Origin of the sequence: Enterococcus sp. AZ095a, from assembly GCF_050546735.1 — a bacterium.
Taxonomy (GTDB): Bacteria; Bacillota; Bacilli; order Lactobacillales; family Enterococcaceae; genus Enterococcus_D; species Enterococcus_D entomosocium.
This window is the reverse complement of record NZ_CP172953.1, coordinates 1,280,040-1,304,248: the sequence shown is the minus strand read 5'-3', so window position 1 is coordinate 1,304,248 and position 24,209 is coordinate 1,280,040. Positions and strand designations below refer to the sequence as shown.

The 24,209-nt window shown below is 41.5% G+C and carries 19 protein-coding genes; 2 read left to right on the top strand and 17 right to left on the bottom strand.

The window, feature by feature from the left end; translation table 11 throughout:
• Positions 1 to 12: 12 nt before the first annotated feature.
• Together IGJ26_RS06095 and IGJ26_RS06090 are read right to left on the bottom strand one after the other, a co-directional pair.
• A complete protein-coding gene (locus tag IGJ26_RS06095) occupies positions 13 to 1,884 on the bottom strand; it encodes a SpaH/EbpB family LPXTG-anchored major pilin (RefSeq protein WP_194199442.1) in 1,872 nt (623 codons plus the stop codon).
• 54 nt (positions 1,885 to 1,938) lie between these two features.
• Positions 1,939 to 5,514, bottom strand: a complete 3,576-nt coding sequence (locus IGJ26_RS06090) for a SpaA isopeptide-forming pilin-related protein (protein ID WP_086372725.1) — start codon at positions 5,512 to 5,514, stop codon at positions 1,939 to 1,941.
• Between the two features lie 343 nt (positions 5,515 to 5,857).
• Here IGJ26_RS06090 and IGJ26_RS06085 point away from each other — a divergent pair, with 343 nt between their 5' ends.
• On the top strand, positions 5,858 to 7,351 hold the full coding sequence (locus tag IGJ26_RS06085; protein ID WP_005236849.1) for a helix-turn-helix domain-containing protein: 1,494 nt from the start codon (positions 5,858 to 5,860) through the stop codon (positions 7,349 to 7,351).
• Positions 7,352 to 7,483: 132 nt separating this feature from the next.
• Here IGJ26_RS06085 and lepB read toward each other — a convergent pair whose 3' ends face one another.
• From lepB to IGJ26_RS06050, 7 genes are all read right to left on the bottom strand, one after another.
• The gene (gene lepB / locus IGJ26_RS06080; protein WP_008379649.1) at positions 7,484 to 8,032 is read right to left on the bottom strand and encodes a signal peptidase I; all 549 of its coding nucleotides are present in this window, start codon (positions 8,030 to 8,032) and stop codon (positions 7,484 to 7,486) included.
• Positions 8,033 to 8,064: 32 nt separating this feature from the next.
• Positions 8,065 to 9,495 carry a S41 family peptidase gene (locus IGJ26_RS06075; RefSeq protein WP_194199441.1) on the bottom strand — a complete coding sequence of 477 codons (1,431 nt, stop codon included), beginning with the start codon at positions 9,493 to 9,495 and terminating at the stop codon, positions 8,065 to 8,067.
• A gap of 76 nt (positions 9,496 to 9,571) precedes the next feature.
• Positions 9,572 to 9,793 carry a YozE family protein gene (locus tag IGJ26_RS06070; RefSeq protein WP_005236867.1) on the bottom strand — a complete coding sequence of 74 codons (222 nt, stop codon included), beginning with the start codon at positions 9,791 to 9,793 and terminating at the stop codon, positions 9,572 to 9,574.
• Positions 9,786 to 10,307, bottom strand: a complete 522-nt coding sequence (gene msrA, locus IGJ26_RS06065; RefSeq protein ID WP_008379644.1) for a peptide-methionine (S)-S-oxide reductase MsrA — start codon at positions 10,305 to 10,307, stop codon at positions 9,786 to 9,788. The genes IGJ26_RS06070 and msrA overlap by 8 nt, the downstream gene beginning before the upstream one ends.
• Positions 10,307 to 10,957, bottom strand: coding sequence for a YpmS family protein (locus IGJ26_RS06060; protein ID WP_005236869.1), 651 nt, complete (start codon positions 10,955 to 10,957; stop codon positions 10,307 to 10,309). The genes msrA and IGJ26_RS06060 overlap by 1 nt, the downstream gene beginning before the upstream one ends.
• The gene (locus tag IGJ26_RS06055; protein ID WP_194199440.1) at positions 10,954 to 11,940 is read right to left on the bottom strand and encodes an SGNH/GDSL hydrolase family protein; all 987 of its coding nucleotides are present in this window, start codon (positions 11,938 to 11,940) and stop codon (positions 10,954 to 10,956) included. Before IGJ26_RS06055 ends, IGJ26_RS06060 begins: the two co-directional genes overlap by 4 nt.
• Positions 11,941 to 12,154: 214 nt before the next feature.
• Positions 12,155 to 12,997: a DegV family protein gene (locus IGJ26_RS06050; protein WP_034872242.1), complete on the bottom strand. Its 843-nt coding sequence runs from the start codon at positions 12,995 to 12,997 to the stop codon at positions 12,155 to 12,157.
• Positions 12,998 to 13,123: 126 nt separating this feature from the next.
• On the opposite strand from IGJ26_RS06050, the gene trhA reads away from it, so the two are divergent.
• Positions 13,124 to 13,777 carry a PAQR family membrane homeostasis protein TrhA gene (gene trhA, locus IGJ26_RS06045; protein WP_005236874.1) on the top strand — a complete coding sequence of 218 codons (654 nt, stop codon included), beginning with the start codon at positions 13,124 to 13,126 and terminating at the stop codon, positions 13,775 to 13,777.
• A 63-nt stretch (positions 13,778 to 13,840) separates the two neighbouring features.
• On the opposite strand, the gene IGJ26_RS06040 is transcribed toward trhA, so the two are convergent.
• The 8 genes from IGJ26_RS06040 to IGJ26_RS06005 all read right to left on the bottom strand — a co-directional run bounded on the left by IGJ26_RS06040 (position 13,841) and on the right by IGJ26_RS06005 (position 24,155).
• A complete protein-coding gene (locus IGJ26_RS06040) occupies positions 13,841 to 14,329 on the bottom strand; it encodes a dihydrofolate reductase (protein WP_301389373.1) in 489 nt (162 codons plus the stop codon).
• Positions 14,330 to 14,334: 5 nt separating this feature from the next.
• Positions 14,335 to 15,081 (bottom strand): hypothetical protein, encoded by a 747-nt coding sequence (locus IGJ26_RS06035; RefSeq protein WP_430599965.1) that lies wholly within the window; start codon positions 15,079 to 15,081, stop codon positions 14,335 to 14,337.
• A gap of 43 nt (positions 15,082 to 15,124) precedes the next feature.
• Positions 15,125 to 16,072, bottom strand: a complete 948-nt coding sequence (locus IGJ26_RS06030) for a thymidylate synthase (RefSeq protein ID WP_005236877.1) — start codon at positions 16,070 to 16,072, stop codon at positions 15,125 to 15,127.
• Positions 16,073 to 16,088: 16 nt separating this feature from the next.
• Positions 16,089 to 17,978, bottom strand: coding sequence for an ABC-F family ATP-binding cassette domain-containing protein (locus IGJ26_RS06025; protein WP_430599964.1), 1,890 nt, complete (start codon positions 17,976 to 17,978; stop codon positions 16,089 to 16,091).
• Positions 17,979 to 18,182: 204 nt separating this feature from the next.
• Positions 18,183 to 20,219, bottom strand: coding sequence for a cation:proton antiporter (locus tag IGJ26_RS06020; protein ID WP_086317044.1), 2,037 nt, complete (start codon positions 20,217 to 20,219; stop codon positions 18,183 to 18,185).
• Between the two features lie 3 nt (positions 20,220 to 20,222).
• On the bottom strand, positions 20,223 to 20,504 hold the full coding sequence (locus IGJ26_RS06015) for a hypothetical protein (RefSeq protein WP_008379625.1): 282 nt from the start codon (positions 20,502 to 20,504) through the stop codon (positions 20,223 to 20,225).
• Between the two features lie 190 nt (positions 20,505 to 20,694).
• The gene (locus IGJ26_RS06010) at positions 20,695 to 22,815 is read right to left on the bottom strand and encodes a peptidoglycan D,D-transpeptidase FtsI family protein (protein ID WP_430599963.1); all 2,121 of its coding nucleotides are present in this window, start codon (positions 22,813 to 22,815) and stop codon (positions 20,695 to 20,697) included.
• A 311-nt stretch (positions 22,816 to 23,126) separates the two neighbouring features.
• Positions 23,127 to 24,155 (bottom strand): LCP family protein, encoded by a 1,029-nt coding sequence (locus IGJ26_RS06005; protein ID WP_430599962.1) that lies wholly within the window; start codon positions 24,153 to 24,155, stop codon positions 23,127 to 23,129.
• Positions 24,156 to 24,209: the final 54 nt, after the last annotated feature.

Genomic DNA, 24,209 nt, shown 5'->3' with positions numbered 1-24,209 from the left:
CATCTCATTTACTTACCCTTTTTTCCGTTTAACAAAATAACACCCAGCTAAACCACCGATCACCACTCCGATGGCGCCCATTAAATACGTGCCGGCACCACCAGTTGCCGGTAAGGTTCCTTTGCGGCGGTTAGGGACTTTTTCTGGATCTCCCAATTGCTCTTTCGTTCCATAAGACGTTTCATGTACTTCAAAAGCGATGCGATTTGTTAGCAGTACATAATTTTTTGGTGCTTTTACTTCTTCCAAATAGTAGGTGCCAAATTTTAACCCGATGATATCAACTAATCCATCTGTCCCTGTGGTAAATTTCGTCGCTTCATCCGCTGTTTGCACCCAAGATACCTGTTTGGTTCCTTCTTCGATTTTCAGGTAGTTGGCATCATCACGGTCTTGATCCCGTACAACAAAAACTGCATCTGCCAATGCTTCGGTAGCGGTCACAGCCCCATCGACTTTTAAGAACCGTTTGCCCCCTGTCAAAACTTCCACGCTTGGAGGCGTTTGATCCGTCATGAAATCCGTTTCTACATTTGCTTCATTCGTAAAGCCATTGATAGGCATAGCCTGTTCATTTAAATACATATAATACACAAAGCGCAATTGATTTCCCGGCGTTAATTGCGGCACGAATTCTGGATTGATAGTTACCGTAAAGCCATGCTCTTTTTCCGTTACTTGGTAATTCGTCGCATCGATTTTCTGCTCTCCATCATACAACGCATAGCCCGTTTCTCCTTCAGCTGTATTTTCAAAAGTTAATGCTGGATCATGGGCATCGATCAATTGAAAATGTTTGTATTTGTTTTCTGATCCTACTTTATCTTGAATACCTGATGGGATATTGACTGTTAGGTGATATTGGATTCTTTCGCCGATCTCTACGTCTTTGCCGTCTAATTGTGGTGTTGTTTTTGTAACATTTGTTGTGTCATTCTTGATTGTTAGCTCAACAGTAACGTTACTTCCTGAATCAATCGAGAAATCCTTGATTCTTTCTTCCTCGATTAAGGCGGCTTGACTTGGGGCTTTCGTTTCCTCTAATTGATAGGCGCCTGTTTCTAGTTGCGCAATCTTTAGCTGTCCTTTTTGGTTCTCACTCACATCGATACCAGCGTCTCCAGCAGCATATTGTTTGCCTGTCAAAAAACGGTACGCTGCCTGTTTGTCAGTTGTCCATGTATAAAGTCCATCGGCTGCACTTAAAATGTATTTCTTGGTATTTTCGCGTCCTTCTTGCTTTGAAACAACAAATTCCGCATCATTCAGTGGTTCGTTTTCCCCCGTTCCTCGCTTATTCACAAGGAGCATTCCTTCATTTGTGACGATATTTTTCGGATAAAGATGGATCGTGTCTAGCTCTTCTTCTCCATAAACATATGAGCCATCAGCTTGTTGGATCATTTCATATACGGGAAAGGCGATCACCATATTCTCAGCAGTGGTAACGCCGTCTTTAGGGGCTTCTACAATGGTGTAAACTGCATCCCGATCGGCTTGTTTTTTCGGCAATTCAAAAACCAAATCACCGGCTGCATCTGTTTTCCCGCTAGCTATAGGGGAACCAGACGTCAAGGTTTGAACTTGACGCTTGGCTTCTTCAACGGATGCCCCTGCAGATCGTTTTTCATAAAATGCTGCTGTCACATCATAGACAGAAAAAGTGACATCGGCTAAGCCTTGGTATTGATCAAACTCTTCCATCTCAGTCCCACTATTTTGAATCAATGAACCTGGCAGATTGACCATTTTCTTTTTATGGAGATGGATCTGTGCCAAATTGCTCTCTGCAGACACTTGCTGATTTTTTGTTCCAAAAAAGACAAATGGCAAAAGTAAAAATAGGAGACAAACCATTTTCGTATGATTAAAAATCTTTTTCATTGTTCTTTCCTCTCTTCTAAATTTTTTTTCGTTTTTCATTCGCTAATGGAAAAATTACTTTAATGAAGACTTATCTTTGCGCTTAACGTGCAAATAGCTACCAGCTAAAAGGACTAGCAGACTTGCTGAAAGAATGACCATCCATCCATGCCAATTCCCTCCGGTTTCAGGAAGAGACACTTTCACTTGATTGGTTACGATCAATTCTATTTGATTGTTCTTTTCTCCAGAAACAAGAAGATTCGGTAGTCGTTCTTCATCGATAAAGACCTGACCATCCTCTTCAATCTTGATTTGGACAGGTGCTGTTAAACCTGCATAGCCTGCGGGTGTACCAGTTTCTTCCAAGGTATAGCTGCCGGGTGTGAGATCTTGGAAGTGAAATACCGCTAGTGCTTCTCCGTTTTCAGGCAGTTCGACAGTCCGTCCGTTTCCACTTAGCCGGAATTTTGCCCCCTCAAGTGCTTGTCCCAGTTCATCCTGTTTATTGACCACCAAATCAAAAGGTTTTAACTGATTGCCATGGGTAAGGGTCCAACAGTTGGCATCCCCGTCGACATTTTCCCCTTGATACTGGATTTTTCCGTCTGTACCAACGACAAATTCATAGTCACCGGCAACCGTATCATATCCGAGCGGACCGGCTGTTTCTGAGATACGATAAGCGCCAGGCTCAAGGATCGTAAATTCAGCCATCCCAACATCATCCGACGTTTCTGAGGCGATTTCTTGATAATCCCCTCCTGCTGTTTTTTGTTGAAGAGAAAAGACAGCGCCTGCTAACAATACTTGCTGCTCATTTTGCAACGTATATTTTCGAATAGCGACTGGAATTTCTGTAAACGGATTGGTAATCTCCAGGATAATCGTATGCTCGACCAGTGTGACAGGTTGTCCATCAATCGTCGCATGCCCTTGCTCATCAATATGGATCAGCCACTCTGTTTGCTTAGCCAAATGATGTCCCGCCGGTGCAGTGACTTCCTTTAAACGATACGTCTGACTTTTTTGCAACGTAGTATCTGCTGGCAGCCCGTACGTTCCATCCCCTTGATCCACAAGGGTTACTGTCTTTCCAGCGCCCGTCAATTCAAAAACAGCACCTGTCAGCTTCACCTCTCCTACAGCGGATTTTTTGATCAGATTTAATGCGAGGGGCACAAACGTCTTTGTGTTTTTCCATGTAGAAACGTCCACTCTTGTCGACTCGTAGCCTGATACTGCCAGTTCATTTGTGACTTGATAATTAAACGTTTCTCCTTGATTGTTATAAAGCGGCAGTAGACGGGTTTCTTCGTAATCCGTTCCATCCTTTTCAGAAACCGCGGAAACCTTGCTTCGTTCCCAACTTGTCTGATCTTGTGCATCGGTCTCAGTAAGTTTGAGATATCCTGTTTGCCAGCTCTCCTTGCTAGTAACTGGGCTTCTGCTTATTTCAAAATAGACAGATTCTGGGCGACTTGACGTATCGCCATCGTATTCCTCCCAGACTTTTTTGATCGTCAACTCCTTCCCAGCTGCTTTGGCAGATGGCACACCAAACAATGCCTTTTGATCGGACTGATGATTCGGATAAAACACCGTTTCTCCATTCATTTGATACCAAGTATCTGGTTTAAAATCCGCTGCTTCCGTTTGAATCCGCACTTGATAATGAATTTGCAGTTCCTGTCCTTCGCCTAAATAAAGACCAGAAGCATTGAGTGTATTGTCAGATATCGTGACCTCAGGCTGCACCGTTAGAACAGCAGACCCGACACTTTTGATGGACAAGCTATTTTCTTCGTATAAAAATGGCTGCGAAATGGGGTCAGTAATCTCTCCATCAGTGACTGTCGCCGAAATATGAAGGGCTTTTTTCTCGAGATAGTCGGCAATATCCGCTGCTTCATTGGCTGACTCATAATAAAGATGCCCCTCTTCATCAGCAGAAACCATCTGTCTCATTTTGTTCTCAACATCGTCCTTTGTATACCCAGCTGTTTGATCCCCTTGCAGTTGAATCCCCAATCCGTGAATCTCAATCCCGCGCTCTTTTAACGCCATCGCCTCACCGATCGTGGCGACAAACGTATTGTTGATCCATTTAGAGTTACCGTACTGATCAGATGCAAAATACCCGTTGTAGAGATGTGAAGTATTCATCGGCTGGTCTTGAGAAAGAGAAAAGGCGGTTCCATAATAACTACCATCTGCTTGTGTATGCACTTTGGACACATGATAACTGTAGGTCGGCACGCCATCTGTTAGCAAAACGATGACTTTCTTATGTCCATTTTGCGTTGATAGCATATCCCCAGCTTGGCGTAGCCCTCTTTGGGTAAAGGTCCCCCCAGCTGCTGTTTCTGGCGTCATCGTTCGGATCGTCTCTTTGACTTCAGAAAATTTTCCTAACTGGCAGGTTTTGTTTTGGTAATTGTTACCATCACTGGAATAACCGACATAGCCCATGTAGACACTGTCTTGAATGCCGCTTCCTTCAATTTGATTCAAAAAGCGATCCACACCTTTTTTTACTTCAGTGATGCGTCCCATCTCATTCATACTCCCTGACCAATCCACTACCAACACAACATCGATCGGATCAATTTGGCGTTGAACATTCCCTCGTACATTTAGGTAGACATCAAACAGTCCTGGAGTATTCGTCTCTTTTGCAAATTTCCGTAAAGCAAAATCCGCTTCATCTCCCACACCACCATACTCAATATACGAGTTGGTCAAATTTTCTGGATCACCATTCCATGTAGCTACGCCATCCCAGGTTTCGCCTGCATCTTTGTTCCCCTGATGATTTAAGACATTGCTCTTTTCATCGATTTTCCAACTAGCTGTGGGATAGGTTCCATTCTGGTCTGTCGTATAATCTGGTTCAATCGAAGCAAAAGCCTGTGAAACGGTCGTTTTTTGATAAAGACGTTCTTGTTTAAACGGTTCAATGAGTGTTTCGTCTTCAGAAGAACTTGTCGTTGTTCCTGTTTCCTTTGTCTCTTCCTGCGTTTCTTCATTCGAAACACCTTTTGAGTCTTCATTCGACACTTGTTCCGAAGTTGACTCCGTGCCGGTTTCTGCAGCTTGTGAATCAGTTGAGCTGACTTCCACCCTATCTGAGGATGCAGATTCTGTCGCAAGCGGAATGTCAACTATCAATTCATCCAAAGACGCCAATTTGTGCGATTCTTGATTTTCGTGATCATATTCTTCAATCTGAATCGCCAACTTCAGTTTTTTTGTTTCACTAGGTAGTTGAAACGTTACTTCTTGTTCACAGGGTGTTTGCAAGAAGTCTTGTGTTGTTAGCCAAGACTGCGCGGATTCATCCTCAATAAAAACCACCTCTTTGTTGTTCGTTTTCGTTAGCGGTTGTTCTTTTGTTTCATCAAGTGCATATAATTGCAGCCAGATGCGTTGCTGTTTGTTTTTTTGTGATAGCTGATATCGTAAAGTAAATTGATTGCCCTCCCGTTGACCTGTCAGCTTGATCTGCTCCGTTTCGGTAATAGCGATCGTATTTTCTTCTTGTGCACTTGCTGTCCCATTTGTTTGCAAACTCGAATAAATGAAAAATAATATCCCCCCTAACATACAGAAAATGAAAGAGAACCAGTGGTGTCTCTTTGTCAAAAACATAAAAAGACCTCCTTTCAAAGAATCAAAAATTACAAGCTGATGATACAAGAAAGAAGCGAAAGACACCTCTTTTTTTTATTTTCTGAAAAACAGGAAAAATTTACGCATCTGTAGTTATTCATAAATAAAAAAAGTTTTTTATTTCAAAGCGGAACCAATTAACCAACGTTATTTAATAACTAAAAAAAACTAGCGTTTTTCACATGCGATTTCTATTTTTGTTCTTTATGAGACAGCTCTGGCAAAAATTTGTCTCAGTTTTTCTAAAAAAAAGCAAAAGTTTTGAGACGTGTCTTTACACAGTAATATAAATAAGTTATTAATAAAATAAGAAGGTGATCATTTGATTGAAAAAATACTCTTAGATACCCGAGCATTAGACAAAATCGGACTCTACGGAAAACTACTATCAATTGCTCCGGGTGAATACAACATAGAGTTCGTGAAAAATCTGACCCATTTAAGTGCAACGAGATTGAAAAGTTTACTTTCCTCGATCCAAGAGGACCTGCAAAACCTCTCCCCAGTAAATCTTTCATTACATAAAAACACCCTTAGTCTCCCTAAAAATTTGATTGAATACAATCAATATCAGCAGTTTTTAGCCCAAGAAAGTATTTCTTATAAAATGTTGTTAAGTATCTTGACCAACCAAGATGAAAGTTTGCTGGCATTTTGCCAAAGAAACTATATCAGTCGTTCGACTTGTTTCCGACAAACGAAAAAGCTTCAGGATCATTTAAAGGAATTCAACGTAACCTTAAATCAATCCGCCATGACGCTTATCGGTTCAGAGATGGTGATTCGCATCTTATTGTTTAATTTTATCTGGCACATTTCTTTAGGGGATAGTTTGGTGAAGGCCTTTGACCAAGAGATCGAAGAGCTTTTTGTTACCTATGAAGGAACGAAATACAAAAGCAAGTATGAAATTGGCAAAAAAGAAGCCTTACTTCATTGCAAGATTTGTCTGTTTCGTTTAAAGGATGGTCACAAGACAAATCTTTATCAGTTAACGAACCGATCATTTATCCCCAGTGGTGAAAAGCTTGATTTCTTCTCTGCTTTCTTTATGATCATTGATTCAGCAATAGACATTCTTGAGATCAATTCTTTGTTCTTTCTTTTTTATTACTGGCCGATGCTGACTTCTGCCAAAGATGTGCGTCTTCCGATTGTAGCGGATTGTTACAATCACGAAAAGCTAGAATTAAAAGAGCTGATGACTGAGTTTGAAGAACATTGCCAAAAATTTCTCTGTGATTTTGACTTCGACCATCAGTCGTTCCTTTATATGAATACATATCTTACGTTGCTGAAGTTCTGTATATTTAAGCAAAAAGTCCCCCTTTCAAATTTTTTCGAAGCAAATGTCATTAAGGATAAATACCCATTACATACGATTTTGACAAATACCATTCAAAGTTTTTGGCGTAAAATAGCAAATCGTAAAGGTTATGAGTGGTTAAAAACCTGTTATACCGATCTTGCTTTTTATCAAGCCTGTTTGCTTTATCCCATTTACATTGAAAAGGAACAAAAATATAAACTTAAAGTTGCTTTTGTCTATGTATCTAACTACTTGGTTTCCATGGAAGTTTTTAATATATGTGAACGGTTGCCCTACGTTGAAATTGAACGGATCACGCTGCCAACTGAAGAACCTTTTGACTTTTATATTTTGAGCTCACCACAGCTTTTACCCCCTTTTACAACCGAAGAAAACTCGGCAATCATTGATTTTTGTCGCTATCGTGATTTTGAAACGAATTTATGTCAGAAACTATCGAATGCTTTTAATGAAAAAATAAAAAAATTAACAGCAATTAGTGACTAAACAAACGCTTCTTTCGATGCTAACCATTTCCCTTTGGAAAAAGAATAAAAAGCTAGACAAAATCCCCCTTGGAATCAACGGATAATTCCAAGGGGGGATTCATTATTTAATTATTTATTGATTTTACACAGACTAAATCAATCGAATATGAGTCAATGGATAATAAACAAAACGAGCATTGCCTAAAATGGCCTCTCCTGATATTGGTCCAAAGGAACGGCTATCTTTGGAGGCACGTCGATTGTCTCCAATGACAAAGTAACTATCTTTCCCTAATTTCTCAACACCTAATAAAGATTCCAAATCAAAGTCATTGGTGTAAGAGACAGACTCGTGATCATTGCTGCGGTTCTTCACTAGAAAATCTTCATCTACCGGTTCATCATCAATGTAAAGCTGATCATTGACATATTTCACTGACTCACCCGGTAAGCCAATCACCCGCTTGATATAGGTCGAACCATCCGGCAACTGGAAAACAACGACATCAAATCGTTGGATTGGCGAAATCTTCTCAATGACCACCATGTCTCCTTGTTTTAAGGTTCCTTCCATCGAATTTCCTTCAACAGGAACTGGGATCAACAAGAATGCCCGAATCAAGAATGCTGTTGCAAAAGCGATCAACGCATATTTCACTACTAGCCAAAAACGATCAACCCAGAGTTTTTTCGCCTCCACACGTCTGCCTCCTCTCCAATTTTTCACTTAGTTTATTCTTCAGAAAGCAAGGACAGTGCTTTTAAATATGCTGGGTCCTCTGCTTTGAGTTTCTCCGTTACTTCTTTTTCGATCGCTTGGGCAGTGTCTGCATCGACTTCCCCAGTCACTTTTAAATCATGAGCCTCTTGTAAAGTCTTCACTGCTGCTGTCGTCTCATCATTGAAGGTATCACCACTAGTGGCATACCCTAACGCTTTAAGAAATTGATTTAGGTTATTGACTGCCGTTGATGATTGTCCAGCTTTTAAGGCATTGTCCCGTGGTAATGGCGGGAAATACGCATACTCTGGATAGTCCTCTTCATAATCCGGCATCACACCTTGATCATTGACCCAATTTTCATCCGGTGTCAGCCATTTCATGACCGTCATTTTTAATTCACTATTATCCCCCAGATCTTTCACGTTCTGAACGGTTCCCTTGCCGAAGGTTTCTGTACCAACAACTGGGATATCCGCTGATTCTTGCAAGGCTGCGGCAAAAATCTCCGATGCAGAGGCACTGCCGCCGTCGACTAAAACAACGACCGGCTCTGTGACTTTGAATCCTTCATCCAATGCTTCGCTCGCTTTGGTCTCACTGACCACCCCTTGATTGTTGGCAAACTTCACGATCGTTTGGCCGTTTTCTAAAAACATACTTGCCATGATCTGTACTTGGTCCAGCAATCCGCCAGGATTTTGTCTTAAATCCAAAACAAACGACTTTGCGCCGGCTTCTCGCAGTTCGGTGATGGTTTCTTTCAACTCAGCTGCTGTGTTTTCACCAAAGGAAGTAATATCGATACGACCGATTGTGTCATTATTTTCAGCAATTTCTCCATGGACTGTTTCGATTGGGATCACATCACGAGTGATCTCCACATCAAAGGTGTCCTGATCACGTTGAATCGTTAAGGTGACTTTCGTCCCTTTTTCACCACGAATCTTTCCCACAACTTCAGATAATTCCTGTCCCTGCGTATCTTCACCGTCTACCTTAACGATTCGGTCATTGATCCGCAGACCACTTTTTTCAGCAGGCGTATTTTTTATCGGCGCTTGTGCGACTTCTGGATAGTCTTCAACGATCGACAAGGTAGCACCAATCCCTTCAAAACTTCCAGAAAGTGATTGTTCTAAGTTATCCGCATCTGATTGGTTCAAATACGTCGTATAAGGATCATCTAGCGCATCAGTCATCCCTTGAAGGGCACCTTCTATCAAGGCATCCTCATCCACTTCTTGGTAATAATTCGCAAGGATTTGGTCATATAGCGACTGGATTTTCTCCATTCCGCTGGCTTCTGTGTTCGTTTCTGTCATCGGTTGCGTCGTCTGCTGATTTTGCTGAGCCGTTTGCCATAAATAGACACCACCTCCTGACAAAATTGCGACACAAACGAGAGAAACGATATATCGGCTCGTCGTTAAACCTTTCATTCACAACACCTCTCTGAGAAAAAACAGCTCCGTTCTGCGGATTTTATGCAACCATACAAAACGAAGAATAGTTTTTTTATTTGTTATTTTCGAGATACTCTGCCCAGATACGATCAAAAATATCCATGGATGGCAAATAATCAACATTTAGTTCCAGATAAGAAGAGACTTCATCATAGTCATCGCTGTGCTTCGGAAACTGGATATCATGACTTGCATGAGTAGCAAAGATCTGGGCCTCATCTGTATGACTCGGTCCTTTGACTGCCATTAAATAGGTATAAAAACTTTTACGCATGTTCTTGCTCCCAATGATTTTCTAAAAAGGCTGCTCTACGGGCGTGATTGCGAGCAAAATTCTCAGGATTCTTTTTGTAATACTCTTGGTGCTCTTCTTCCGCTAAATAAAAAGGTTGGGCTGGTTCGATCGTGGTCACGATCGGATCGGTAAATCGACCGGAAGCCTGAAGCGCCTCTTTGCTGGCTTCGGCTTTTTTCCGCTGCTCTTCATTAAAATAGAAGATAGCCGGACGATAATTGTCGCCGCGATCTTCAAATTGACCAAAAGCATCTGTCGGATCCGTTTGTTGCCAATAGATCGTCAAAAGGTCTTCATAACTGATTTTTTCAGGATCAAAAATGATTTCCACTGCTTCTGTATGCCCGGTTTGATGGCTTTTGACCTCTTCATAAGTCGGATTTTCGGTATGTCCTGCGGTATAGCCGGAAAAAATTGAATGCACCCCTTCTAATTCATCAAAGGGTTGGATCATACACCAAAAGCACCCACCGGCAAAAATTGCTCGTTCCATTATTCATCCTCCGTTTCAGCTGGTAAATATAAACTCATTTGAATTTCATCATCCACAAGATTGATTTTGTTGGCTTTGATAAACAAGCCATTTTGCATACGGAATTGATCCAAACGTATCAAAATGATTTGTTCATCGGCATTGACATCGATCCAATCAGGAAATTTAAAACTACGTTTGATCATTTTCATTACTTCACTGGTGGGCAGATCCAAGGTGCCGATTGATAAGCTTTTGGCTTTCAATTGAACGTTACCTTCTTCGGTCACGTAAGGATCAAAATAGAGATAGAAGGTGATAGGAAATCCTAATACTTGAAACTCTCCCGTCAACAATGCCTCATTTCTTAGCTCAAAATTATACTTGACCTCTTGATCTTTTTGAAAATCAGACAGATAAAAATCAATCAATTGGTTGACTTGGCTCTTGTTACTGTTAACGGTCAGAACAGGACTGCCCTCCCGTTGAACAAGTTCAGCACTTTCATTTAAGCCGGTTTCTCGCTGTTGAAAAATTCTTGAAGCAAAGAAAACCGTCGTGCCTAAAAGGATACCGACCAACACTAGAAAAGCAATTTTCCAGTAGTTAATCGATTTTTTTTTCGTTGCAGCTGTTTTTTCCGGCTGCTTCGTTGATTCGCTTGGTTTCATTTGGCTTCCTCCTCTAGCAACCAATAATTTTGCGTTTTGATCACTTCATCGCGAACGGCATTCGCCATCAGTTGATACCCAAGATTATTGGGATGGAAGCGATCGCCTTCATACAAAACATTGTTTGTGATATTATTCCCGACAGTTTGCGATGAATCAGTTGACGTTGAAGTACTGCTTTGTGATTCGTCCGAAGCTGTCGTCGATGAATCAGATAAGCGTTCTGTGTCCGATGATTCGGCAGTTTTCTTTGATTCCCCTTCTTCTGTATCAGCAATACCGACCTCATCACTTAACCCTTTATAGAGCAAATCGTTGATAGGAATAAAAAAGGCATTGTCTTGCTGATTGACGAACGTTTCCGTTTGTTTATTCCAGTTATCAATGATCGTCTGCATATCCGTGATTTCTGGGAAATTCAGATAAAATGGATTGTAGATGCCCAAGACATAGATTGGTGCATCACTATTCAAATCGCGGATTTGAGCAAACAAGTCTTTTAAACGTTCCTGGTAATCTTCCATCGGTTCCGTAAACGTCTCAATACTCAAGCCGAAGAAATTGCTCTGAATCACTTTTAGTACGTCGTTACCGCCGACAGTCAAGGTAATCAAATCCGCTTGACTAAGATCTTGGCGTAAGTCTTCATCGTTTTTCACTCGCTTTAAAATCTGATCGCTTCTTTCACCAGCGACCCCATAATTTTTAGTTACCAAATTGCTCAAATCATAGCGATCCTCTAGATCCCCAGCCAAAATTGGCACAAAGCCACCACGAGCTGTTTCATCACCAACCCCTTCTGTCAAGGAATCCCCAAGAGCGAGATATTCAATGGCGGATTTTTTCGAATCATTGGCTGCTAGCTTGTCCACAGGGGTCAGCAATGGTTGGGCTTTGGGAACAGTAAAATGAAACAGTAAGCCAGTTCCAATAGCTATCAATCCCACAACGAGTAGATAAGTTACTAATTTCTTCCATTTCACAGGTATTCAAACTCCTTTGTAATCTTTGCTATTTTAACAAAATTCTCATAAAATTCCTAGTCGCAATCCTTCAAACTTAAGAAAGAAAACAGCTACCTGCCAAAGAGTCGACAAGCAAAGGCAGCTTCTTTTTTTGTTTTTTCTTCCCGACAGCTTGTCATACGCCAAAAAGCGATTCGTCATTAAACGAATCGCTGAAAGAAAACATGCTTTTTTATTCCGTACTATAAGTAATCGCAAAGGCACCTTTACCTGTGTGAGTGGCGATGATCGGTGTCGTGTGCAACAAGGGGATATCCAACTCGGGGAATAGTTCCGCTAATTCCTTTTGGAAACGTTCTGTGATTTCTAACCCTTCAGCATGAGAAATACCAATTTTCGTCACTTTAGGCATACTCTTCAGTTCAGCTTTTAACTCTTCAAACCATTTATTGAAGGTCTTGACACCACGTCCTTTGACGACTGGAATCAGTTCTGAATGATCAAAATCCATAATCACTTTCATGTTCAGCAAACTCGATAAAAGACCTTTGGCACGACTGATACGACCGCCTTTTACTAAGTTTTCTAACGTTGAAACGCCGATAAATAATTTCGTATGCTCACGCACCAAATCCACCTCTGGTAAAACTTCTTCTAGTGTCTTACCGGCTTTAGCCAATTCTGCTGCCCGAATCACTTGAAAAGCCAACGCTTGGTCTGTCGTGTCACTATCGATCACGGTGACTTTGGCTTTTGATAAATGACTGGCTTGACGAGCCGCTTCCACGGTTCCGCTAAGCCCTTTGGTCATATGAATCGATAGTATTTCACTGCCATCTTTGCCTAATTCATCATATAGTTCTACAAAATGACCGATTGGCGGCTGGCTAGTTTTAGGTAATTCTTTGGCTTGCGCCATCATTTGCATAAATTTTTCTCCCGGCAGCGTTTCATCATCTGGATAAACGACACCATCGATCATTACAGATAAAGGCACGACATGGATAGCCAAAGCATCACGGACACTTGGTTCCATCGTACTGGAAGAATCTGTCACAATTTTAAGATTTGCCATCATATATTCACTCTCTCTTTAAATCAAGTCTTTTTTCGTGGTAAAATAACCACAGACCATTTATACTAAGTATAACAGAGAGAAAATTTTTTTTCATCTAATTTCGATTCGAAAGGACGGTGCCGAATGCAGCACATGAAGTTTAGTCGCAGATATTTGATCGTCAATGAAGTATTAAATGCAGTAACCCACGGGATCGGATTAGGACTGAGTATCGCAGGACTGGTCATCCTCTTAATCAAGGGGGCAAATCTAGGGTCACCTATCCATATCGTTTCCTATGCCATTTATGGGTCGATGATGATTTTGCTCTTCCTCTTTTCTACCTTATTTCACAGTTTGATTTTTACCAAAGCAAAAAAGGTCTTCCAAGTCTTTGATCATGCCTCCATTTTCTTGCTGATCGCCGGAAGCTATACACCTTTTTGCTTGCTTAGTATCCAAGGCTGGCTTGGCTGGTCACTCTTTGTCTTGATTTGGCTACTAGCAATTAGCGGCATCGTTTATAAGTCACTGACTCTTCATAAAAAAGAGACTGTCTCAAAAATCTCCACCCTGATCTACATCATCATGGGCTGGCTATGTGTCGTCGCCTTTAAACCTCTGATCGAACATTTAGGCTACTGGGGAACATTTTTACTAGCAAGCGGTGGTGTTTCTTATACTGTGGGTGCGCTATTCTATAGTTTAAAATCCGTTCGATTCATGCATGTGGTTTGGCACTTATTCGTTATGTTAGGTGCTGGACTGATGTACTTTTCCGTCTTGTTGTATACCTAAAAGTGAAGCATTGCTTACAAACAAAGAACAGGAAACTTTCGCTGCAGAAAGCTTCCTGTTCTTTTATTTTCTATGATAAAATTCAAATTGATGGGGATAACGGTTCTTTTCATCGACGATCCCATCGATCACATGATCAAGTTTCCATTGCGTCCAATCAATCTCTGGGAAATACACATCTCCGTTAAATTCCGCATCGATCACTGTACGGTACAATTGATCGCAATCGTCAATCATCGCTTCAAAAACACCCGCTCCACCAGTTAAAAAAACGGGATGCTCTTGTTGCTTCACATACGCTAAGATTTCCTCTCGGTCATGCACCACTAACGCGCCGTTGGCTTGATAGTGTGGATCACTTGTCAAAACGATCGTCGTACGCTGCGGCAGTAATCTTTTTCCCATTCCTTCAAAGGTTTTGCGCCCCATTATAATCGTATTATTGATGGTTTGCTCTTTAAAAAATTTCAAATCATTTGGCAAATGCCACGGCAACGTGCCATCCGCTCCGATCAAACCCTTTTGATCTTGTGCCCAAAGTGCGATCAACATAAAAATTACATCCCTTCTGTATAAAATGATTCAGAAATAGTAGCAGCAACCTGCAGCCGCTGCATCAGCTGAAAAGCTGATTCATGCTCAAATGAATCTTTGTTGCGCTCATCAAAGCGCAAGCCATCACAGGCTTGGTAAACAATTGTGCCGCCGCTTCTTTGGACATTTCTCGGCCATTCCCCATCGTTTAAACGCGCGTTGTTGTTTTTCAGTAAGGTCGGTATCAGGGAGATAGGAAAGAGAGCACTACCAGCTGCGACATCAATTTCTTGTATTTGAAAAAAGTCAGCTGCGATCTCGTTGATCAAGCGCTCCGTTCTTTGCCACGTTTGCGGATGACTCGCAAACGCCCTTGCAGTTCGCCCTAGGATACAATACGTATTCTCTGGTAACGGCTGTTTGCTTATTGCCACAAGTTCTTCTGGATACGTCTCGATCCAAGTCACTACGCGATCAAAATCACAAATATGCAATGAATCCAGCATTGGTAAAGTATGCTGTGCCGCAAAAATAAGCCTTCTGCGGGCATCCGCCGCCCCTTTTGCTGGTATAAAAAGGGCAGTGCACTGCTGATTTGATCGAATGGCTTCTTTTAGCTCCGGCACTGTTTCCTCGGATACGGATAGCCAAACTGTATCATAGTGCTGATGCAAGAAATCAATGCATTGATCAATGAGCAATGCATGAATCGATCCAGCATGTCTCTGATGAAAGGTCGCCGCAAAGCCTCGTTTGTGGGTATTTTCCATTACGCCTCATTCCTTTCTTTATGAAATGAAACCAAACAACCACTTAAACTGCGATCGGTGCTTTGATTGTTGGATGCGGATCATACCCTGCCAGGGTAATATCTTCCATTTCAAAATCAAAGATTGACTGTTTTTCAGGATTTAACTGTAAGCTTGGCGCCGGACGTACTGAACGAGTCAACTGTTCCTTCATCTGTTCTATATGATTACTGTACAGATGAGCATCACCTAATGTATGGATAAAATCTCCGACTTCTAGTCCAGTTTCATGAGCAATCAGGTGCGTTAATAGCGCATAACTAGCAATATTGAAGGGAACACCTAAAAAGACATCGGCACTGCGTTGATATAACTGACAGCTTAAGCGACCATCATGAACATAAAATTGAAACATCGTGTGACAAGGGGGCAACGCCATCGTCGGTACATCTTCTGGATTCCAAGCAGAGACGATCAAACGACGAGAGTCTGGCGTTGTTTTGATCATCTCGATCACTTCTTTGATTTGATCGATAAACCCGCCCGTACTTTTTTCCCAATGGCGCCATTGGTACCCATAAACATGACCCAAATCGCCGAAGGTTTCAGCGAATGTATCATCAGATAAGATTTTTTCACAAAACTGTTTCAACTCGTGTTGGTACTGTTCATTGAAAGCTTCATCCACTAGGGAACGACGGCCAAAGTCCGTCATGTCAGGACCTGTGTAAGCATCACTTTTAATATAGCGCTCAAACGCCCATTCATCCCAAATGTGGTTATTATGTTCTAAGAGATAACGAATGTTGGTATCTCCTTTTAGAAACCACAATAATTCGCTTTTGATCAAGCCAAAAGGAACTCTCTTGGTTGTTAACAATGGAAAGCCTTGGGACAGATCAAAACGCATTTGGTGACCAAAGACACTGCGTGTTCCCGTTCCTGTACGATCACTTTTATCATTGCCTTCTGCTAATATTTTTCTTCCTAGATCTAAATATGCTTGTTCCATCGTTCTCTCCTTTACTCTACACAAATTCGCTCAAATATTCCCAACGATCCATTTTTTCTGCAAGTTGCGTTTCAACCTCGCTGATTTCTTGCTGTAATTTTTGGAGCTTGGTAAAGTCAGCTCCTTGATGATTCATCTCTTCAGTCAAAGTGGCAGCTTTTTCTTCTAACACCGCGATATCATCTTCAATTGTCGCCCACTCTTTTTGTTCCATATAACTCAGTTTCTTTTTGACAGGCGCTGCAGCAGAAAGCGAATCGTTTTTTGATTCTTTTGGCTCTAGTACACTTGAACTAGCTTTATTGGTATTGGCTGCTAAGTACTCATTAATGGAACCAAAGTAGGACTTAATCCTGCCGTCTCCTTCGAAGATCAGCAATTTTTGGGCAACTTTATCTAAAAAGTAGCGGTCATGGGAAACAGTGATCACTGCACCTGGGAATGTTTCCAAATAATTTTCCAAAATCGTCAGGGTATCAATATCCAAATCGTTGGTCGGTTCATCTAACAAGAGAACATTTGGCTGTCCAATCAATAGCTTGAGTAAAAATAGTCGTCGTTTTTCTCCGCCGGATAGCTTGCCGATCTTAGTGCCGTGCATGGATCGCGGAAACAAAAACTGTTCCAGCATTTCTGCGACACTGACTTGTGAGCCATCCACTTTTTGCACTTCCTCGGCTGCTTCTTGCAAATAAGCAATCATTCGCTGATCAGGGTTCATCGCTTCAATCGTTTGCGTATAATAAGCCATTTTCACAGTCACGCCAATCGTACGCTCCCCTTCTTCTAAAGGCAGGTGACCAGCTAAAATATTGAGCAACGTTGATTTGCCCGCACCGTTTTCTCCTGTGATCCCTAAGCGTTCTCTTGATTGAATCAACAAATCAAAGTGAGACAAAATCGTTTTGTTGTCAATCTGGAAACTCGCATCTTTTAGCTCTAAGACTTGTTTGCCTAAGCGTGTCGTAGCAACATCAATGGCCACTTCGCCGTTACGTTTTACTTGATGTAGGTTTTCTTTTAAATCATCGAAACGATCGATCCGTGCCTGTTGTTTCGTTGTACGGGCCTTTGCTCCGGTGCGAATCCAAGCCAACTCATGTTTGTATAACTGCTTGCGCTTGTCTTCTTGCGTCTCCTCCACTCGTTCTCGTTCTGATCGAGCATGAAGATACGTCTCGTAATTGCCTTGATATTCATGCAGCTTGCCAAAGGACAATTCAAAGATTCGGTTAACGACTCGATCCAAAAAGTAGCGATCGTGGGTCACCATCAATAACGCACCCCGATAATTTTTTAGATAGCCTTCCAACCATTGGATCGCATCATAATCTAAGTGGTTAGTCGGTTCATCCAATAACAACAGGTCTGGTTCATCGATCAATACTTGAGCCATAGCCACTCGTTTCTTTTGACCTCCAGATAACTCACTGACCTTTTTCTTTAAATCACTGATCCCAAGTTTTTGGAGGATAATTTTGGCTGTTGTATCTGTGTTCCAAGCATCCGCTTTATTCATCGCTTCTTCTGCCAATTGATAATTGCGCTGCGTTTGTTGATCCATACCATTATTTTCTAAAGCAATCAGCGCTTTTTCATAGTCGCGAACAACGCGGATCAGCGGACTGGTCCCTTGAAAAACAGCATCTACAACGGATAATTCTTCTTGTAGCTGATTGTCTTGCGCTAAAAAGCCAATTCGATAATCTTGACTAGCAAAAACAGTTTGGCGATCACCATCTCCACGATCCAAACCTGCTAAGATTCGCAGCAAACTTGATTTCCCCGTGCCATTGACACCGATCAAACCGATCCGATCTTTTTCATGTATCAGAAAAGAAAGCTGATCAAACAGTGTTTTTTCACCGTAAGTTTTGGTTAATTCACTTACTTTTAATTCTTTCACAGAATCCCTCCTGAGTTTTTTCTTCGCTCATTGTACCACATTTCATCCGAGGAAACGATGAGAGAAAGGAGCAGTTTTTGCAATAAAAAAGAATGCCTTCGTCAGTTTATTCCCTCTGATCATCGATGTTGATCATCTTTTAGGAATAACCTGACGGAGACACTCCATAAAACGTGCATCAAGTTGCGCGCCTTTTGAGACATATTATCGGCGGAACATCCGCTGTTTCGGTTGTTCTTCCGCTCGAGACATCGCATACGATTCTAACAGATTGACATTGCGTCGGTACTCATTTGCAGAAATCGTTGAAATTTTCTCAGCCACTTCATATTCATCGATCGTCTTGCGCTCAAGATAATAGCCCCAAAGGACTTTCTTAACAAAAATCGGGTCTTGCTCAATCATGATCGTTTCAATGAAATTGCTATGTTCAAACCGTTTGATGCTCATTTCTCGTTGACGAATAAAGAAATTGATCAGCGAGGAATCATAAACATCTTCTAAATTGCTCAAACTGTGAAAAATGTATTCGCTGTTTTTTAAGTAGATTTTTTGTACTTCAGAAATGTCTCGTTGTTTCAAGGCATCTTTCAGTTGCTGCTGCCGCTGTAAAAACAAACGTGGATGGATCAGTACACGAATAAAACGCTGAATAAAGAAGAGCCAAAAACTAAAGAATGAGAGAATTTGTTTTGCGAGGGAATGCTGCTGCTGAGAAATAAAGCGTGAATAAAAACGATAGCCATTTAGGCTGACTTTCCCATTTCGATAAGCTTCATCCAAGCCGTCTTGTTCGATCGATAAGATCAATCCTTGAATTTCTTGGATTTCTTGTTTTTCTGAATCAGTCAAACTATTGCGATACAATTCCCAACGACGATTTTCATAGGAATTGATGACAGCATCGATCGCTAAGCGACCTTTATCAGAAAGCTCTTGTTTTTCTTCTGCTTCCAATTGTTCGATGACGTCTTCTAAGATCAGCAAGTGATTGAAGTCGACACTTTCGGCAGCTTCACCATCTGCCAAATAAGGTAAGACCATCACGCTGATGATCAATGTCAGCAAAATTACACAGGCGGTCAAAAACAGGAGCAAACTCCGTTCCTGAAACGGTGTATCATGCACCATCACCGGTAAAATGAAGATGGCTGCCAAACTGACTGTTCCCTTGACGCCACCAAAGGTCAACAAGGCGACTTGATTCATGGATACTTGTTTTTTTGACTGTAAGAACCAATAATAAAATAGCAAAAAGATAAAACGTACGAGGAAAATCACCGCTGTGACGACTAAAATCGTGATGACTAGATGCCAGTTTGCATAGTTTTTGCTTTCCCAGATCGGTGAAAAGACTTGTGACAACTCGATCCCTAGAAAGAGAAACACTAATGCGTTCAATGTAAAGACAATGGTCGACCATGTGCTTTCCGAAATGTTCGCTAATTCTGCATCAAACAACGAGATCCGGCGTTTTCTTTGGGCTTGGGCTACACCTGCCACAACTGCTGCGATAATCCCTGAGACGCCAATCATTTCTGCCAGCAAATAGGCAGCAAATGGCAAGAGCAGTTCAATCAATAAGTATACTGTGACATCTTGTGCCGAGATTTTTTCAATAAAACGTAAAATCCGGCGTTTCAGCCATACTATCAAGTAACCGACAAGCCCGCCACCGATACTAGAGAAAAGAAGTTGGAAGCCTGCGTTGGCTGCTGAAAAACTCCCGGTAGTCAAAGCCACGATAGCAAACTGTAATGCGGTAACCCCCGAAGCATCGTTCAGTAAGCCTTCGCCTTCAAGAATATGCATAATGTTTTTGGAAATTTTCAAACGCTTTGCTAATGAGGAGACTGCCACCGCATCAGTTGGTCCTAACGCAGCCCCGAAAGCGAAGCAAGCAGCCAGAGGTATCGTCGGCATCAACCAATGGAGGGTTCCGCCGACCGCAAACAGCGTCATTAACACGCCACCAAAAGCCAAAAACAGCACGATCTTGCTGTTTTTTAGGATCTCAGGTACATCTGCTCGTTCCCCTTCTCGAAATAGCAATGGACCAATGATCATTACTAAAAACATTTCCGGTTCAAAGGCGATCTCTTGACCCATTTCTGTAAGACCTAATAAAATTCCTAAGATGATTTGAATAAAAAAGATCGGTACTGAGGGCAATATTTTGCTCGCCACATTTGATAATGTGACAAGAATTGCAATGATAATGACGAGTTCAATAAATTCCATCCATTACCCTCTTTTCTTTCGAATGGCTAATAACAGCTCAAGAAAATCTTCTTTTTTTAAAAGGATCTTGTCGTTTAGAAGACCTAGCTCCTTTTCGTTATTTTCAATCTCGCATTGGACACGCCGTGATTCCAAGCGATATAAATCGTGTTTCATTCGTTCAAATTTTCGGAAAAGCAATGGATTTTTCCGTTGCAAATAATCCCGAATCTCCTTTTTTTCAGCTGGTGTAAATTGTCCCAACTGCTTCATTAGTTCTTGCTTACTTAAACATTCCTTGTTCATAATTACGTTTTTTACCCCTTTTATCATCAGTTTATCTTTTTATTTAACGTGCAAATCAAAATTATCTCTTGACCGCTAGTATTCTAAGCCAATCATTCAAAAATAGCAAGTCTTTCTCACTAAATGTTGGTTTTCTATCAGTTTTCTTATAAAACAAAAAAACCGCAGTCTTCACTGCGATTTTTTATGCTTATTTCATATATAAGTCGTAGTAAGCATCCATGATCTCTTTGGCGATTTGAATATTTGGATGGGTATCTGTGTCGCCTTTTAATTGAGGCATTACGATCGCAATCGCAATATCCGCATCACTGCTTGGCCCGTAGGCAACGATGTTTAGGTTAACTAAGCTGATGGTATTGCCATTACTATCCACAATTGGTGTTTCGGCAGTACCTGTTTTGGCAGAGACCTCCATTTTCGCAGAAGCCAAGCCTTTGGCAGTTGCCCAAGCATCCGTTCCATGAACTGCATCATAAAATCCATTTTGAATAATTTGCATTTGAGCATCTGTTAAACCAACTTCATTCAATACCGTTGGTTCGATCTCTTCAATCAGTGAGCCAAGACCGCCAGTTTCGTCATTGCCGTAAATACCGTCGACGATATGAGGCTGCAATCTTTTGCCACCATTAGCAACAGTTGCTGCATATTGTGCCAGCTGCAACGTCGTATAGGTATCAAACTGACCAAAAGCCAAGTCAAGGATCTTCCCACCATCACTGACCGGATCCATGTTATCGATCGATGTGCTGATACCAGTCGCTTCTCCCGGCAAATCGATCCCAGTTTCAGTTCCCATACCAAAAGAGGCAAAAGACGAACGTAGTTTTTCATAGACATCCCCTTGACGATCCACTGTTGGAATTGAGATACCTGACTGATAATTGATGCCCATCAAACGTAAAGCGACTTGCATCATATAGGAGTTAGAAGAAACTTCCAACGCCTGCTCCGCAGAAAGGTTACGATTATTTGCCCCAGTTGGGTTGAAAATTGAGGCTTTGACATCGGAGCCAATTCTGATTGGTTGATCCAACAGCACTTCATTGCCGTTTAAGACCCCATTTTCCCAGCCGGCAGCCAAAGTCCCTGCTTTGACAACGGACCCTGGTACAAAGGAATTAATGAAGGTACCAATGGCATTTTCCTGCAATTCATTTGAGCCTGTGTCATGATGATAACCAGACATTGACAAAACGCCGCCGGTTTTTGGATTTAACGCCACTGCGTATACCCCCGGAGAATATTCAGCTGCGCCAGAATCAATCAGTTTTTGGAAATTGTCTTGCAAAATTTTATCAACTTTCGCCTGAAACTCAGCATCCAATGTTAGAACAAGGTTATCCCCTTTTGCCCCAGCAAAGGTTTCTTTTTGACTTTCAATATTATTATTGTTATCAAGAGAGATCTCAGAAATGGATTTTGTACCTTGTAAGACTTCTTCATACTGCTGCTCTAAATAGCTACGTCCAACACGGTCATTACGAGCATAGCCTTTTTCTAAAAATTCCTCCAAGACTTCTTCAGGAATTCCTTGTTCTTCACTGGTCACCGTTCCGATCAAACTAGCCAGAGAACTTCCTTCAACGATCTTTCGTGTCCAATCGGTACCTGTGGAGATTCCCGGTAAATCGACCATGTTCTCAGCAACAATAGCTAATTCACGGTCAGACACATCCGACGTCTTAATAAAGACCGTACTCAAAGATTGGGCGCTATTCATCCGCTTAAAAATCGTGGCTGCTTCTAATTCGGCATCAGAAAAATTGATTTCATCTTCTGTCACTTTCTCAACGGTTGCCGCATATTGTTCAGAAGTGCCTAAAGAACGCTCTTCATCACTCAATCGGTCAGTTGCTGCTTCAAGATTGTCTTCATCTGCCAGCCAAAAATCCTTAAGATCTCGATCAGACAAATTTTTGTCCACAGGAACTTCGATCAACTCGCTCAATTTTTTGGCCGTTTCTAACAGATCTTGAGCGGTCATTTTGTTTCCGCGGGTAAATGTGATTGCCGCATTGGCTTGATTTTCCACCAGCGCTTTTCCAGAAGCGTCATAGATCATTCCCCGTGGGGCGCTTCCTTTGACTTCCACTACAGATGAAGCTTTCAACTGCTGCTCAATATTGTCGCCATTGACGATCTGTAGATAGCCTAATTGAACGATCAAAGATACAAACAAAGCAAAAATAATAAAAAACAAAAAGTTCAATCGAAATGGAACATGAGATTTGCGATACGATTTAGCCTTTGGTTCTTCTGGCCCCTTACGTATCCCTTGGACAACTTTATCTTTCAAATTCTTCATCTCATCTATCCTTCCAATCTATAATGACTACTGTCCTATTTTACCAAAAAATTCGATTCGAAACAGAAAAAACAAAAAATATCCATTAATCCTTAGAAAAAACTATAAAAATTAGCGTGAATCCGAGTAAATGTTTCACAGTTTGATTGTTTCATTTTCATTCTTTCATGAAAAAATTGTTTTTTTAAGCTTTCTTATGTTTTTTCATTTGATGGTTTCGTGAAACAAGATTTCCGTTGGTGCTTTTGTGGAAAACTAAAAAGCAGGAGGACTTTCGGTCATCCTGCTTTTTAGGCTTCTAAAGAAACTAGCTACTCTCCAGTTGTTGAGTTTTCTTCTGAAAAGGTCAGACTGTCGTCGTATAACTGATAATTAGGCGATCCGTTAGTAAATTCGTCGCCTTGGGTCAAACCCTCGTTCGTCGGAAGTTGCAACTGCTCCTTTAATAAATTTTGCGTATGCAACAACTGATTCGTCCCCAATAACTGATAATACACTCCACCAATCAGTTGCCCTTCTCCTTGGAGTTGCTCTTGTTTGATGGTCGTAAAAGCAGGGATATAATTGGTAGCGATGTCCATCATATCATTCCACGTAAGATCCGTCTTCGAATTCTTTTCAACCGCTTTGAGAATCTTTTGGTAATTACTGATGCCATTCAGACTCATAACTTTTTGAAGAATTTTCGTAACCACTTCTCTTTGCCGTCTTTGGCGTCCGATATCCCCTTCCGGATCTTGTTTGCGCATCCTTGCATAAGCCAAACCTGTTTTCCCATCTAAGGTGATTCGCCCTTCAGGGACATGAACACCTTCTAAAGTAAAATCGATAGCATTTGTCACCTCGATACCCCCAACTGCATCGATCAGATCCCGCATCCCTTGCATATTGATCGTCACATAGTGATCGATAGGAATGTCCAAGAGATTTTCAACAGAGTCCATGGCCATAGCCTCCCCACCGAAAGCATAGGCATGATTCAGCTTATCGATCGTATTGTAACCAACGATTTGTGTGTAAATATCACGATCAAGACTAATGATCGTTGACTGTTTTTTTTCAGGATTGACCGTCACCACCATCATACTATCCGAGCGACCTTGCTCGGTACGGCCTAATGCTCCAGTATCGATTCCCATCAGCAAAATGGAAAACGGATCTCGATCTTCAATGCTGATCGCTTCCTCTCGTTTGTCTGTTTTCCGATCAACAGCGTGAGAGATTTGATTAAACGTGGCATTTGTCTCTCGATAAACCTGCATCCCGTAAATCGTTACTCCAATGATTCCAACTACTAACACGACTAAAATACCTAAAATTACCTTTTGATATCTCCGCATCTTACACCTCACCAATAAAAATTCACTCATCAAATAAATTTTCCCACAAAACGC

Coding starts and splice junctions, on each gene's coding strand:
- IGJ26_RS06005 (WP_430599962.1), bottom strand. CDS start 24,155: ATGCGGAGATATCAAAAGGTAATTTTAGGTATTTTAGTCGTGTTAGTA.
- IGJ26_RS06030 (WP_005236877.1), bottom strand. CDS start 16,072: ATGGAACAAGCATATTTAGATCTAGGAAGAAAAATATTAGCAGAAGGC.
- IGJ26_RS06060 (WP_005236869.1), bottom strand. CDS start 10,957: ATGAAACCAAGCGAATCAACGAAGCAGCCGGAAAAAACAGCTGCAACG.
- IGJ26_RS06040 (WP_301389373.1), bottom strand. CDS start 14,329: ATGTTGATCGCACTTTGGGCACAAGATCAAAAGGGTTTGATCGGAGCG.
- IGJ26_RS06070 (WP_005236867.1), bottom strand. CDS start 9,793: ATGCGTAAAAGTTTTTATACCTATTTAATGGCAGTCAAAGGACCGAGT.
- msrA (WP_008379644.1), bottom strand. CDS start 10,307: ATGGAACGAGCAATTTTTGCCGGTGGGTGCTTTTGGTGTATGATCCAA.
- IGJ26_RS06095 (WP_194199442.1), bottom strand. CDS start 1,884: ATGAAAAAGATTTTTAATCATACGAAAATGGTTTGTCTCCTATTTTTA.
- IGJ26_RS06075 (WP_194199441.1), bottom strand. CDS start 9,495: ATGAAAGGTTTAACGACGAGCCGATATATCGTTTCTCTCGTTTGTGTC.
- IGJ26_RS06035 (WP_430599965.1), bottom strand. CDS start 15,081: ATGGAAAATACCCACAAACGAGGCTTTGCGGCGACCTTTCATCAGAGA.
- IGJ26_RS06020 (WP_086317044.1), bottom strand. CDS start 20,219: ATGGAATTTATTGAACTCGTCATTATCATTGCAATTCTTGTCACATTA.
- IGJ26_RS06015 (WP_008379625.1), bottom strand. CDS start 20,504: ATGAACAAGGAATGTTTAAGTAAGCAAGAACTAATGAAGCAGTTGGGA.
- IGJ26_RS06090 (WP_086372725.1), bottom strand. CDS start 5,514: ATGTTTTTGACAAAGAGACACCACTGGTTCTCTTTCATTTTCTGTATG.
- IGJ26_RS06050 (WP_034872242.1), bottom strand. CDS start 12,997: ATGGCAAATCTTAAAATTGTGACAGATTCTTCCAGTACGATGGAACCA.
- IGJ26_RS06010 (WP_430599963.1), bottom strand. CDS start 22,815: ATGAAGAATTTGAAAGATAAAGTTGTCCAAGGGATACGTAAGGGGCCA.
- trhA (WP_005236874.1), top strand. CDS start 13,124: ATGCAGCACATGAAGTTTAGTCGCAGATATTTGATCGTCAATGAAGTA.